Here is a 12,764-nt window from a genome sequence, read left to right on the forward strand (position 1 = left end):
TGCCGCTACCGCTTCGGTACGTGGATGTCCGCGCTGCTCAGCGTCTGCGGCCGGTCCGTGAAGGCCCTCAGCCGTACCCGCAGGTGGGTCCGGTTCGGGATGGGGAAGCGCCCGTTGGCGGGCACCAGGACGTAGCGCGCCGACTGGTGCGGGGCCAGCACGGACGGGCCGCTGCGGACGGTCCAGTAGGCAGAGGTGCCCTCGCCGGTGCTCGTCGCGAAGTTCGGGGTGAGGGCGGTGTCACCGTTGTTCGTCGCCTGCACGGTGAGCGTGCTGATACCGCCGCCGGCAGCCCCCACGGTGCCGATCGCCAGCCGCAACGGCGGCGCGCTCGCGGCGGCGATCGCCACGCAGGCGGCGGCGGGAGCCAGCACCGCCGCCGCCAGGGCCGCGCGGGCCGCCCGCCGCCGGGGCTGCGACAGCCGGCCCAGCGGCAGCCGGGGCTGCCAGGCCGAGGCGAAGGCGGAGCCGGGGGCGGTGGCGGCGGCCGCGATCCACAGCGGGGTCATCATCAGGTAGTAGCCGTCCTGCGACCGCGTGGCCAGGTAGAACGCACACCACGGCAGAACGGTGGCGGCCGGCCCCAGCCGCCGTACGAAGAGAACGAACAGCACGAGCAGCCCGACGGCCAGCAGCATGCTGCCGTACGAGTAGAAGTCCAGCCGGCTGCTGCCGTTGGTGAAGTAGTACGAGAGGCCCATGATGCCCTGGCCGTGCAGCACCCCGTGCTGGGTGAACGGCAGCGCCAGGCCCGTCAGCCAGGCCCGCGGGCTCTGGATGACGAAGTACGCGTTGGCGGCGAGCGCCACGACCGCCGCGATCCCGGTGAAGCGCGCGACCACGGCGAGCGCGGTCCGCGCCGGGAGTTCGCCGCGCCGTACCGCGTACACCCCGGCCAGCAGGAACGGCGTGAGGAACCAGGGCAGTTGCTGGGTCGCGCAGGCGGCCCCGAGGCAGACGGCACGCGCGATGTCCGAGCGGCTGAGCCGCCCCCCGGCACCGATCGAGGGCCAGCGGACCACGACCGGGATGAGCAGGACGAGCGCCGGGATGGCCGGGTAGCCCATGGCGGCGTACATCTTCAGCATGGGGAAACCGAGGCAGACCGCCGTCGCGGCGGACCGCCACGGCGTGGGCAGCATCACCCAGAGCGCCACGGCGCCGATGATCAGCAGGAGCGTCGGAACGAGAGTGATGGCCTTGGCGCCGATCAGCACGTAGGCGGGGGCGTTGAGCAGGACCGTCAGCGGCGGGTACGCGAAGGAGTAGTCGGCGCCGCCGGACATCGTCTTCGTCACCCCGACGTGGCTGCGCTCGAAGACCCACGGCCATTCCTGCCCGTACACCAGATGCCCGTGCACCAGCTCGTGCGTGGCCTGGGTCATCAGCACCGTCTCGTCGTTGAGTCCGTTGCTGAGGGCGTACGAGCACAGGGCCAGCATGATGCCGAGCAGCAGCACCCCCGCGTCGACCAGCACCAGAGCGCGGCGGCGGCGCACGACGAGGGCGAGGATGCCGAGGATCAGGATTGCGGCGTAGCCGAGCGTGATGGCCCCGCCGATCGCCGGTCGTGTGGCGATCGCGGTGGACCAGTCGTTGCGCGTGCCGATGAACAGGCTGATGACGGCGAGCAGCGTGATCGCGCGGTGCAGCGCCGCGGGCACAGTCGGCGTTGGCGCTTCCGAGGGGACCGGTGCGGCCTCGGGGACAGCGGCGGCGGTGCCGGCCGTCTTGTTCATGCGGGGTCCACCTCGGGCGGGCGAGTCGTGATCAGATGAAGGGTGCTCCGGTAGTGCGAGCTCGTCATCTTATCCGTGTCGTCAGCCGATTTTTCCGGCGCTGCGGCGCTGCCGTCCGCCCACCGATACGCATACGCGGCCGGACATCGTCCTCGCGTAGATTGCGAGGACGGAGCCAGGAAGGGACGCACGTGGCAGGCGTGAGGCAGGACGTGGTCGGGGCCCACAGGATCGTGGTCAAGGTCGGTTCGTCGTCGTTGACCACCGCGGCCGGGGGGCTGGACGCGGACCGGGTCGACGCGCTCGTGGACGTTCTCGCCAAGGTGCGGGGGAACGGCGCGAAGGACATAGTCCTGGTCTCCTCCGGCGCCATCGCCGCCGGGCTCGCCCCGCTCGGCCTCACCAGGCGCCCCCGTGACCTGGCCCGCCAGCAGGCCGCCGCCAGCGTCGGCCAGGGGCTGCTGGTCGCCCGCTACACCGCGTCGTTCGCGCGCCACGGCGTACGGGTCGGCCAGGTGCTGCTCACCTCCGACGACGTCAGCCGCCGCTCGCACTACCGGAACGCGTACCGCACCCTCGACCAGCTTCTCGCCATGGGCGCGCTGCCGATCGTCAACGAGAACGACACCGTCGCCACCGACGAGATCCGCTTCGGCGACAACGACCGGCTGGCCGCCCTGGTCGCCCACCTCGTCCGGGCCGACCTGCTGGTGCTGCTGTCGGACGTGGACGGACTGTACGACGGTGACCCCAGCAACCCCGGCGCCTCGCGCATCGACGAGGTCGCGGGGCCCGAGGACCTGGACGGCATCTCCATCGGCAGCAGCGGCAAGGCCGGCGTCGGCACCGGCGGCATGGTCACCAAGGTCGAGGCCGCCCGGATCGCCACCGGGGCCGGCATCCCCGTCGTCCTCACCTCCGCCACCCACGCCGCCGACGCCCTCGTCGGGCGCCCCACCGGCACCCTCTTCCACCGCACCGGCAAGCGCTCCGCGGACCGGCTGCTGTGGCTCGCCCACGCCTCGACCCCGCTCGGCGCGCTCATCCTCGACGACGGCGCCGTCCAGGCCGTCGTGAAGGGGCGCAAGTCCCTGCTGCCCGCCGGAATCGCGAGCATCGAGGGCCAGTTCGCCGCCGGCGACCCCGTCGAGCTGCGCGACGAGGCCGGCCACGCCGTCGCGCGCGGCCTGGTCAACTTCGACGCGGCCGAGCTGCCGCGGCTGCTCGGCCGCTCCACGCACGATCTCGCCCGCGAACTCGGCCCGGCGTACGAACGTGAGGTCGTACACCGCGACGACCTCGTACTCCTGCACTCCTGACGGCGCCCATCCGTGGTTACTTGGTGAAAACCGCCCCGCGGCCGCCCTCGTACTGGTCAACTTTGATGCGAGGACGAAAGCGCCGACAGGGAGGCCACCGGTGAGACGAGGGCGTCCAGGGGTACCGCCCCGGGGGACGGCGGAGCGCACACTCGTCAGCGTCGACGGGACCGGTGCTGCCGCCGCCACGGAGCCGGTGCCGCAGTCACGGCCGCAGCCCCGCCTGTGGCACGTCACCCTCAGCGTCTCCGGCGCCGAGGCCCCGCTGTCGGAGGTCCGGCGGGCGCTGGAGCAGCTCGCCCACGACCATCCCTTCCTCCTGACCAGCCGCTACGCCGGCGACCACGCGGAGATCCGGTACTGGGAGGAGGCCCGCGACCTGCACGACGCGGCCGCCATCGCCCTGCGCCTGTGGGGCGAGCACCGCTCCACGGCCAATCTGCCGCCCTGGGAGATCGTCGGCCTCGAGGTCATCGACCGCGAGACCTACCACCACCGCATCGCCGAGGGCTACGGCCCCGCCCCCGCCACCCCCGTCGGCGTCCACCCCTACTGACCCGGCACAGGGCCCCTGCCGGTGCCGGCCGGTCTCAGCCGGTGGAAAGCCGCACCGGGGGCACCGTCCGCGGCCGTACTCTGAAGGGCATGAGCAGCAGCCACGATCTCGCCTCGTCCCTGCCGTCCCCGTGGCCGGAGTCCCCGGTCCTGCGCGCCGCCTACCGCGCTCGCTCGGCCGCCGCGGACCTGGCGCCGATGCCGCGGTCCCCGAAGGACGACGCGCTGCTGGCGATCGCGGACGCGCTGGTCGTCCGTACGAGGGAAATCGTCGCCGCCAACGCCGAGGACATCGCACGGGCCCGCGAGGCGGGCACCAGCGAGACGGTCGTCGACCGGCTGACGCTCACGCCGGAGCGGGTGCGGGCGATCGCCAACGACGTACGGGACGTCGCAGGGCTGCCGGACCCGGTGGGCGAGGTCGTGCGGGGGTCGACGCTGCCGAACGGTCTTGACCTGCGCCAGGTGCGGGTGCCGCTCGGCGTGGTCGGGATCATCTACGAGGCCCGCCCCAATGTCACCGTCGACGCCGCCGCGCTCTGCCTGAAGTCGGGCAACGCGGTGCTGCTGCGCGGCTCCTCCTCCGCGTACAACTCCAACCACGCCCTGGTCACCGTCCTGCGGGACGCGGTCGGCGGGGCGGGCCTGCCGGCGGACGCGGTGCAGCTGGTGCCGGGGGAGAGCCGGGAGTCCGTGCACGAGCTGATGCGCGCCCGCGGCCTGGTGGACGTACTGATCCCGCGCGGCGGCGCGTCGCTGATCAGGACGGTCGTCGAGCAGTCGACGGTGCCGGTGATCGAGACGGGCACCGGCAACTGCCATGTGTACGTCGACGCCCAGGCCGACCTCGACATGGCGATCGAGGTGCTGATCAACTCCAAGGCGCAGCGCCCCAGCGTGTGCAACGCCGCCGAGACGCTGCTGGTCCACCAGGACATCGCCGACGCCTTCCTGCCGCGCGCGCTGGACGCCCTGGCCGAGGCCGGGGTGACCGTGCACGGCGACGAGCGGGTCCTCGCGCTGGCCGAGAAGTCCGGGACGAAGGCGAAGGTCGTGGCCGCCACGACCGACGACTGGGAGACCGAGTACCTGTCCTACGACATCGCGGCGGCGGTCGTGCACTCGCTGGACGCGGCAGTGGCGCACATCCGGCTGTGGTCCTCGGGTCACACCGAGGCGATCGTGACGAGCTCCCAGCCCGCGGCCCGTCGATTCACCCAGTTGGTGGACTCGGCGGCGGTGGCCGTGAACGCCTCGACCCGCTTCACCGACGGCGGTCAGTTCGGCTTCGGCGCGGAGATCGGCATCTCCACGCAGAAACTCCACGCGCGCGGTCCGATGGGCCTGCCGGAGCTGACCTCCACGAAGTTCATCGTGACCGGCGACGGCCACATCCGCAGCTGATTCGCAGCGTATTCTCAGCCGATTTCCCTGCCCAAAGCGACGTTCCGGGCCCTATTCTGGACGGGTGCCGGACGATGTGGGGCCAGGCCGTCCGTTCCCGGACGGTGACGACCACGGTGGCGCGGACGACGAGTTCGCGTCCGTGGTGCTCGATGAGGCCTTCATACAGTCCGCCGCCTTCCACGAGCCCAGCCACAAGGAACGCATGGCGGCCCGGGCCCGCGTCGGCGGCGTCGAGGACGAGCCGGGCGAATGGGATCCGCTGGAATCCCCCTACGGCCACGACGACGGCGAGCTCGACCCCGAGGACGCCGAGTACGAGGAGCTGTACGCCCAGCGCAGTCCCTACCGGGGACACACCCGCTGGCACCGTACGGTCGCCTGGGTGCTGGCCGTCCTCATGGGCATCGGCGTGGTCGCACTGACGTTCGCAGCGGTCTACCGGGGCGCGGGCGGCGGCCGTCAGCCGGCCACCATCCAGCCGTCCCCCACGGGCCACATCGGGGCCCCGCCGACTGCGCCGGTGGCCGTCAGCCCCACGCGCTGAGCCGGTGCGCGAGCAAACCCACTGACCAACGCACTGCCATTCGACCAAAGTTGTCTCGTACCAGGGCGTTTATAAGTGGTCTGAGAGACCTACGCTTGTGGTATGGCCGGTCCTGGAGACCCACCTGCGGGGAACCCCGAAGGCGTTCCGGGAGGTGGGGACGACGAATACCGATCCGTCGTCTTCGACGAATCGTTCGTTCGCGCTGCCCGGATACAGGAGTACTCGGCCCGCGAGCGGCTCGACGGCACCGCCCGGGCCGTGCGCATCCGCCGCATCTGGTCCCGTGGCGGCGCTCCCCGGCAGGCCCTGATCCTGGTCCTGCTGATCGCGATGGCCTTCGGCACCGCCATCTACCTGGGCATTCGCAATCCGTACCAGCAGCCGGTCACGCCCGCCGCCGACCAGCTCCGGATCACCCTGATCCCGCTCGCCCCCACCGGGGTGGTTCCCGCCGCGGACCAGGCGCAGCCCTTCGCGGGGTCCCCGGCCGCCGACTACCGGATCGGCGCCGTAGGCGTCACCCTGCCGGCCGCCCACCGCACAGGGCATTTCACCGAGGACCAGGTCATGCAGGCGCTGACCAGTGCGAAGGACTACCTGGTCGCCTCGGCGATAGACCCCGGAGCGCTCACCGGCGGCGATGTCCGCACCGTCCGGTCGCTGCTCGCCCCCGGGCAGCTCGCCCAGTTCGACCGCAGCCTGGAGCGGCCCGCCGATGACGGCCGGCAGGCGGCGACGGGCTGGCTGGTGCGCTTCGACCCCACCCGGATCAAGCTCGCCGACGAGGAGGTGCGGGTGCAGGGCAGCATGGTCGCGAGCGAGGTCAGCGACGACCTGCTGGAGGTCGTCACCGACCACACTCTGGTGTACGCGGTTCGCGACGCCACCGGCGCGGCGAGCACGGCCTCGCTCTTCACCGTCCGGCGCGAGCTGCGCTTCCGCTTCGACCGCGACGACCTGCGCGACCGGCACGTCGAGCTGGTCCAGTCCTCGACCGAGGCCGGTCCGCAGTCCTGCACGACACCGTCGGTGGGCTACTTCCAGCCGCTGCTGGCCGGCCAGCAGGCGCCGGCCCGGACCGGGACCGACCCCTTCAACCACGATCACCAGCTGACCTCGGTGTGCGGTGTGCTGGCCCCGGAGGCCTCGGCCTCGGCCTCGGTCAGTCCTCAGGCGACTCGGACGGCGGCGAGTCCTGCGGCGGGTTCTGGGTCGGCGACCCCGGCGTCCCGGTGAACTTGTCGCGAAGCTTCCCGCCGAGGTCCCCGGCGCCGGACGAGATGTCGTTGATCAGCCGCATCAGCGGGTCCTTGCTGGTCTTCACCGTCCCGGCGTAGTGGTTCGCCGACTCCTTCCAGGCGTCCGAGACCGAGGTGTCCTTGTCCTCGGCGCGCCGGGCGTAGTGGCCGTCCATGATCCGCTGGTAGTCGCGGCTGGCCTCCCACTTCTTCAGCTCGGCCGCCCGCACGGTGGTGAAGGGGTGGGTACGCGGCAGCACGTTCAGGATCTTGAGCACGGAGTCGCGCAGGTCGCCCGAGGCCTCGTACTCCTCGGCCTGCTTCAGGAACGCGTCCACGTTCATCTCGTGCAGATGATTGCCGCCGGCGATCTTCATCAGACCGCGCATCGAGGCCCGCAGATCCTGGCCGACCAGCAGCCCGGCGCGGTCCGCCGACAGCTCGGACTTGCGGAACCACTCGCGCAGGGCCGTGATGATCGCCATGATCGCGAGGCCGCCCAGCGGGATCCACGCCACCCGCAGTGCCAGCGTGGTCAGGAACAGCAGAATCGTGCGGTAGACCGAGTGGCCGGACAGGGCGTGCCCCACCTCGTGGCCGACCACGGCCCGCATCTCCTCCTCGTCCAGGAGCTCCACCAGGCCGGTGGTGACGACGATGAGCGGCTCGTCGAGCCCGATACACATCGCATTGGGCTGCGGGTCCTGCGTCACGTACATCGCCGGGACCTTCTCCAGGTCCAGGATGTAGCAGGCGTCCCGCAACATGTCGTTGAGATGGGTGAACTGCGCGTCGCTCACCCTGACGGAGTCCGACAGGAAGAGCAGCCGCAGGCTGCGCTCGGGGAGCAGGCCGCTGAGCGCCTTGAAAACCGTGTCGAAACCGCTGAGCTTGCGCAGCGCCACGAGCGCCGAGCGGTCGGCCGGGTGCTCGTACGCACGCGAGGAGATACCGGGAAAGCGGCGGCGATTGCGCCCCGGCAGATTGTTCGACTCGGACATATTGGCCAGACCCCCTGATTGCCAATCGGTACACAGTGAGGACGCGCGAAGCCGACGCGAAGTTCCTTCCGCGTCGCCCGTACGATGTCGTCCATGACTTCATACGTCGCAGCCGCCGCCCTGAACACCCTCGCCGAAAGTTCGAACGGCAGCTCGAACCATGAGAGCCTCAGCCCGGTCCTCACCGGCGGCGGCGCCCTGTTCGTCCTGCTTCTCCTGCTCTGGATCACTACGCGTTTCAACCGGGACCGCTGATCCGGGTAGCGGCCTCAGCAAGTGCAAGTAGGCTCAGGCCGCATGGGAGAGCAGGAACCGCCGGTGAAGAAGCGGCTCGGCGTGATGGGTGGCACTTTCGACCCCATCCATCACGGTCACCTTGTCGCGGCGAGTGAGGTCGCCAGTCTGTTCCACCTCGACGAGGTGGTCTTCGTGCCGACCGGCCAACCGTGGCAGAAGACCGACCAGAAGGTGTCGCCCGCCGAGGACCGGTATCTGATGACGGTGATCGCTACCGCCTCGAACCCGCAGTTCTCGGTGAGCCGCAGCGACATCGACCGTCCGGGGCGTACGTACACCATCGACACGCTCCGGGATCTGGCCGCCCAGCACGGCGAGGCGGACCTCTTCTTCATCACGGGTGCCGACGCCCTCAACCAGATCTTCTCCTGGCGCGACGCCGAGGAGCTGTTCTCCCTTGCGCACTTCATCGGCGTGACCCGCCCCGGGCACACGCTGGCCGACCCGGGCTTCCCGGAGGGCGGGGTCTCCCTGGTCGAGATCCCCGCGCTGGCGATCTCCTCGACGGACTGCCGCGGGCGGGTGGCCAAGGGGGAGCCGGTCTGGTACCTCGTGCCGGACGGGGTCGTGCGCTATATCGACAAACGCAAGCTGTACAGGTAATCGGTGGAGGGGTCCACGTGAACGACGCACACCCCCGTTGGCAGTACGCCGAGGGACAGGAGCCGTACCCCCAGGACCCCCAGGACCCTTACCCCCGGTACTCCCAGTCGCCGGACGCGTACGGACAGCAGCCGCAGGAGCAGTACCCCGCCTACGGCGACGGATACGACCCGTACGCGCAGCCGCCACAGCAGCCGCAGCAGCAGGGCTACGCGGAGCCGTACTACCCGCCGCAGGAACAGCAGCAGTACCAGCAGGGGTACATCCCGCAGCAGCCGCAGTACGAGCAGTACCAGCAGCCGTACGAACAGCAGCCGCCGCCGCAGCCGCAGCAGGCTCAGCCGCAGCAGTCGTACTTCGAGAGGCCTCTCCGGGAGGAGCCGGCCGCCGAACGCGACTACCGGACCGAGCAGTTCGCCTTCGTCGACGAGGACGACGAGGAGTCCGAAGAGGTCATCGACTGGCTGAAGTTCACCGAGTCCCGGGTGGAGCGGCGCGACGAGCGCAAGCGGCGTGGCCGCCACCGGGTGGTCGGTCTGATCGTGGCGGTCGCTCTCGTGGCGGTCGGCGGCGTCGGCTACCTCTGGAAGACCGGCCGGATCCCCGGACTCGGCGGCACCGCCACCACGGCGACGACGGCGACCGGCGCCCAGAAGCGCGATGTGATCGTGCTTCACCTGCGCCCGCTCGACAGCGACCAGACCTCGACCGCGCTGCTGGTCAGCAACTCGACCACCAAGCACGGCACGACCGTCCTGCTGCCCAACTCCCTTGCCATCAACACCGACAGCGACACGACGACCACCCTCGGCAAGTCCGTCGTGGACGACGGCGCCACCCCCACCCGGGACGGCCTCGACACCCTCCTCGGCACCAAGATCGCGGGCACCTGGCGGCTCGACACCCCGTATCTGGAGCTGCTCGTCGACTCCCTCGGCGACATCCTCGTGGACACCGACACCACCGTGAAGTCCCAGGGCAAGACCCTCGTCACGCCCGGCAAGGCCCAGGAACTCAACGGCAAGGCGGCCGTCGCTTACGCCACCTACCGGGGGCCGGGCGAGCCGCAGGCCAAGCAGCTCATCCGCTTCGGGCAGGTCATCCAGGGCATGCTGAAGAAGTTCCCGAGCAGCACCAGCCTGGGCGTCAAGACCATCCAGACGCTGAACGCCATCCCCGACCCCTCGCTGAAGGAGAACGAGCTGGGCGCGAGCCTGGCCGCGCTGGCCGAGCAGGCCAAGACCGGCGCGTACTCCACGGCGACGCTGCCGGTGCAGTCCGACGGCACGCTCAGCGCCTCGGCGACGCAGAGCGTGGTCAAGGACGTGCTCGGCGGCACGGTGACCAACAGCAGCACCGACGGGGTCCTGCGGATCAGCGTCAAGAACGCCACCGGCGCCACGACCAACACCACGCAGGCGCAGGCGGCCGTGGTCAACGCGGGCTACACCTACGTTGACGCCGGGACCGGCACGACTCAGGCGGTCTCGCAGGTCGTCTACACCGACGACGCCAAGAAGTCGGACGCGCAGGACGTCGCCAAGACCCTCGGTCTGTCCACCAAGCTGGTCACGAAGGGCAAGGGCGCGTCCAACGCGGACATCACGGTCGTCCTGGGGAAGGACTACAAGCCTCTGAGCTGACCTGGGGTGATTCAAACCGGTCGGGGACTGTCCGTGGTCCGTGAGACCCTGGAGACATACGTCCCCGACCGGAAAGCCTCACCTGTGACCGCCACGGACCGCTCCATCGAGCTCATCAAGGCCGCCGCCCAAGCGGCCGCCGACAAGCTCGCGCACGACATCATCGCCTACGACGTCAGCGACGTCCTCTCCATCACGGACGCGTTCCTGGTGGCCTCGGCGCCCAACGACCGCCAGGTGAAGGCCATCGTCGACGAGGTCGAGGAGCGGCTGCTCAAGGAGCTGGGCGCCAAGCCGGTCCGCCGCGAGGGCGACCGTGACAGCCGCTGGGTGCTGCTCGACTACATCGACATCGTCGTTCACGTGCAGCACTCCGAGGAGCGGATCTTCTACGCGCTGGAGCGCCTGTGGAAGGACTGCCCCGAGATCGAGCTGCCCAAGGACGCGGTGGCGACCCGCGGCAAGGCCGATGAGCACGCGCGGTCGCTCGCGGCCGTCGACGAGGACGGAGACCTGAGCTGAACGGGAATACTCACGGCCGCGGCCGCCGGCTCGTGCTGTGGCGGCACGGCCAGACCGCATGGAATCTCGAAGGCCGCTTCCAGGGCACGACCGACATCCCCCTGACCGAGGTCGGCCTCGCCCAGGCCAGGCGGGCCGCCCGGCTGCTGGCCGCACTCAAGCCGGACGCGATCATCGCCTCCGACCTGCGTCGCGCCGCCGACACCGCCGCGGAGCTGTCCGCCCTCACCGAGCTGGACGTCGCGCACTACGAGGGCCTGCGGGAGACCTACGCGGGCGTCTGGCAGGGCCTGACGCACCAGGAGATCACTCAGCGCTTCGGCGAGGAGTACGCGGCCTGGAAGCGCGGCGAGCCCGTCCGGCGCGGCGGCGGCGAGCTGGAGACCGAGGTCGCCGATCGCGCCGCCCCCGTCGTCCTCGAGGCCGCCGACAAGCTGCCCGACGGCGGCACGCTCGTCGTGGTCAGCCACGGCGGTGCCATCCGCACCACCATCGGGCGGCTGCTCGGCCTGGATCCCTTCACCTGGGAATCGCTCGGCGGCCTGTCCAACTGCTGCTGGTCCGTCCTCTCCGAGGGCGCCCGCGGCTGGCGTCTCCAGGAGCACAACGCGGGCTCGCTGCCCGAGCCCGTCATGGGCGACGACGACTGAGACCCGATTTCGGGAATCGGGCTCTGACCGGCTAAGCTTCTTCTCGTTCGCAGGGCGGAAAGCCCGGGAACAGCGGGGCTATAGCTCAGTTGGTAGAGCGCTTGCATGGCATGCAAGAGGTCCGGGGTTCGAATCCCCGTAGCTCCACAAGACCGAGGCCGACTCGAGTCCGCAAAAAACGCGGACTCGAGTCGGCCTCGTCTTTTCTGCTCGGCTCCGCCTCGCGGTCCCGCGTCCTCTCAGAGGGTGCGGGACATCTGCTTTTCCGCGATCTCCGCGCTGATCTCCGACAGCCGCCGCGCGTGCACCGGGCAGCCGAGCAACGGGTCGCTCATGCCGCGCAGTTGCTCGATCCGGGCCCAGCTGTCCTCGTCGTTGGGCGTGTAGACCACGATGCGGTGCTCGGGCATGCCGTCGATCGCCAGCGAGACGGACGTGAGGTGGATGACGCCCACCGAGGCGTGCTGGACGAGCTTCATCCGAGAGCCGGCCGGGGCGACATCGCCACTGGCCCACATCTGGGCGAACTCGGCGCTCTCACGGATCAGCCGCTCGACGAAGGACTCCCAGGCCGGCTCGCCCACATGGCGCCCGTACGCCCCGCGCAGCTGGGCGACCATACGGGGCAGCTCCTCGGCGCGGTTGAGGAACGCCGAGCAGCAGGCGGGGCCGGTGAACAGCCGCAGCAGGACGTTGCGGTCGGCGCGCCCGGTGATCTGTACCGCCGGAAAGACGTCCCGGTAGGCCGCGTTGGACGCCCGGACGTCGTAGCGCGCGTTGTAGACCACCGCGCAGAGCGGGTCGAGGGCGTCGATGATGCCCTGCACCTCCTCGCCGACGGCTTCGGCGTCCGGGATGTCGTCGGCGACGAAGGGTACGCCCGCCAGGCGGTAGAGATGCTGCCGCTCGGTCACGTCGAGGCGCAGGGTGCGGGCGATGGCCTCCAGGACCTGGACGCTGGCGTTGATCGGGCGGCCCTGCTCCAGCCACGTGTACCAGGTGACGCCGACCCCGGACAGCTGGGCGACCTCCTCGCGGCGCAGGCCCGGTGTGCGGCGGCGGAACCCGGGCGGCATGCCGACGTCCTCGGGGGTGATCCGGGCGCGGCGGCTGCGCAGGAAGGCGGCGAGTTCGGTCCGGCGCTGGGGCATGCGACCATCGTGCCGTGCGCCCGGAGGCGGTGCCAGGTGCTGCCAGTACCAGTGTCACGGGGCTCTCGTTACCGGTACCGGGCCGCCGCCAG

13 protein-coding genes and 1 tRNA gene are annotated in these 12,764 nt (G+C 70.7%); 11 read left to right on the forward strand and 3 right to left on the reverse strand.

Translation table 11 applies throughout. The features are described 5' to 3' along the window. Positions 1–5: 5 nt before the first annotated feature. The gene (locus tag ACFXJ5_RS10365) at positions 6–1,739 is read right to left on the reverse strand and encodes a hypothetical protein (RefSeq protein ID WP_384629668.1); all 1,734 of its coding nucleotides are present in this window, start codon (positions 1,737–1,739) and stop codon (positions 6–8) included. A gap of 191 nt (positions 1,740–1,930) precedes the next feature. Here ACFXJ5_RS10365 and proB point away from each other — a divergent pair, with 191 nt between their 5' ends. The 5 genes from proB (at position 1,931) to ACFXJ5_RS10390 (ending at position 6,803) form a co-directional block, all read left to right on the forward strand. Next, the gene (gene proB / locus ACFXJ5_RS10370) at positions 1,931–3,058 is read left to right on the forward strand and encodes a glutamate 5-kinase (RefSeq protein WP_384629671.1); all 1,128 of its coding nucleotides are present in this window, start codon (positions 1,931–1,933) and stop codon (positions 3,056–3,058) included. Between the two features lie 100 nt (positions 3,059–3,158). Next, on the forward strand, positions 3,159–3,614 hold the full coding sequence (locus ACFXJ5_RS10375) for a hypothetical protein (protein ID WP_384629674.1): 456 nt from the start codon (positions 3,159–3,161) through the stop codon (positions 3,612–3,614). An 89-nt stretch (positions 3,615–3,703) separates the two neighbouring features. Then, positions 3,704–5,017: a glutamate-5-semialdehyde dehydrogenase gene (locus ACFXJ5_RS10380; protein WP_384629677.1), complete on the forward strand. Its 1,314-nt coding sequence runs from the start codon at positions 3,704–3,706 to the stop codon at positions 5,015–5,017. Between the two features lie 64 nt (positions 5,018–5,081). Then, positions 5,082–5,564 carry an SCO2584 family spore wall biosynthesis protein gene (locus ACFXJ5_RS10385; protein ID WP_384629680.1) on the forward strand — a complete coding sequence of 161 codons (483 nt, stop codon included), beginning with the start codon at positions 5,082–5,084 and terminating at the stop codon, positions 5,562–5,564. 102 nt (positions 5,565–5,666) lie between these two features. Beyond that, the gene (locus ACFXJ5_RS10390) at positions 5,667–6,803 is read left to right on the forward strand and encodes an SCO2583 family membrane protein (RefSeq protein WP_384629683.1); all 1,137 of its coding nucleotides are present in this window, start codon (positions 5,667–5,669) and stop codon (positions 6,801–6,803) included. On the opposite strand, the gene ACFXJ5_RS10395 is transcribed toward ACFXJ5_RS10390, so the two are convergent. Beyond that, on the reverse strand, positions 6,730–7,806 hold the full coding sequence (locus ACFXJ5_RS10395) for a M48 family metallopeptidase (protein WP_384629685.1): 1,077 nt from the start codon (positions 7,804–7,806) through the stop codon (positions 6,730–6,732). The two genes, ACFXJ5_RS10390 and ACFXJ5_RS10395, sit on opposite strands and share 74 nt — an antisense overlap. A 93-nt stretch (positions 7,807–7,899) precedes the next feature. Between ACFXJ5_RS10395 and ACFXJ5_RS10400 the strand changes: the two genes are divergently transcribed. From ACFXJ5_RS10400 to ACFXJ5_RS10425, 6 genes are all read left to right on the forward strand, one after another. Further along, entirely contained in the window at positions 7,900–8,061 is a 162-nt protein-coding gene (locus tag ACFXJ5_RS10400) for a hypothetical protein (RefSeq protein WP_384629687.1), read from the forward strand. Between the two features lie 42 nt (positions 8,062–8,103). Continuing rightward, positions 8,104–8,706, forward strand: coding sequence for a nicotinate-nucleotide adenylyltransferase (nadD, locus tag ACFXJ5_RS10405; RefSeq protein ID WP_384629690.1), 603 nt, complete (start codon positions 8,104–8,106; stop codon positions 8,704–8,706). 17 nt (positions 8,707–8,723) lie between these two features. Next, complete coding sequence (locus ACFXJ5_RS10410) at positions 8,724–10,349, forward strand: LCP family protein (protein ID WP_384629693.1); 1,626 nt, start codon at positions 8,724–8,726, stop codon at positions 10,347–10,349. An 84-nt stretch (positions 10,350–10,433) separates the two neighbouring features. Further along, entirely contained in the window at positions 10,434–10,871 is a 438-nt protein-coding gene (gene rsfS, locus ACFXJ5_RS10415; protein ID WP_384630063.1) for a ribosome silencing factor, read from the forward strand. After that, the gene (locus ACFXJ5_RS10420) at positions 10,868–11,521 is read left to right on the forward strand and encodes a histidine phosphatase family protein (RefSeq protein WP_384630065.1); all 654 of its coding nucleotides are present in this window, start codon (positions 10,868–10,870) and stop codon (positions 11,519–11,521) included. The genes rsfS and ACFXJ5_RS10420 overlap by 4 nt, the downstream gene beginning before the upstream one ends. A gap of 74 nt (positions 11,522–11,595) precedes the next feature. Then, a tRNA-Ala gene (locus tag ACFXJ5_RS10425) sits at positions 11,596–11,668 on the forward strand. Positions 11,669–11,760: 92 nt separating this feature from the next. On the opposite strand, the gene ACFXJ5_RS10430 is transcribed toward ACFXJ5_RS10425, so the two are convergent. Continuing rightward, positions 11,761–12,672: a helix-turn-helix transcriptional regulator gene (locus ACFXJ5_RS10430; RefSeq protein WP_384629695.1), complete on the reverse strand. Its 912-nt coding sequence runs from the start codon at positions 12,670–12,672 to the stop codon at positions 11,761–11,763. Positions 12,673–12,764: the final 92 nt, after the last annotated feature.

The organism is Streptomyces sp. NPDC059373 (assembly GCF_042751495.1).
Lineage (GTDB): Bacteria > Actinomycetota > Actinomycetes > Streptomycetales > Streptomycetaceae > Actinacidiphila.

Excerpts from the sequence above, each read along its gene's own strand:
- ACFXJ5_RS10365 (WP_384629668.1), bottom strand. The coding sequence starts at position 1,739 with ATGAACAAGACGGCCGGCACCGCCGCCGCTGTCCCCGAGGCCGCACCG.
- ACFXJ5_RS10380 (WP_384629677.1), top strand. The coding sequence starts at position 3,704 with ATGAGCAGCAGCCACGATCTCGCCTCGTCCCTGCCGTCCCCGTGGCCG.
- ACFXJ5_RS10390 (WP_384629683.1), top strand. The coding sequence starts at position 5,667 with ATGGCCGGTCCTGGAGACCCACCTGCGGGGAACCCCGAAGGCGTTCCG.
- ACFXJ5_RS10395 (WP_384629685.1), bottom strand. The coding sequence starts at position 7,806 with ATGTCCGAGTCGAACAATCTGCCGGGGCGCAATCGCCGCCGCTTTCCC.
- ACFXJ5_RS10400 (WP_384629687.1), top strand. The coding sequence starts at position 7,900 with ATGACTTCATACGTCGCAGCCGCCGCCCTGAACACCCTCGCCGAAAGT.
- nadD (WP_384629690.1), top strand. The coding sequence starts at position 8,104 with ATGGGAGAGCAGGAACCGCCGGTGAAGAAGCGGCTCGGCGTGATGGGT.
- ACFXJ5_RS10430 (WP_384629695.1), bottom strand. The coding sequence starts at position 12,672 with ATGCCCCAGCGCCGGACCGAACTCGCCGCCTTCCTGCGCAGCCGCCGC.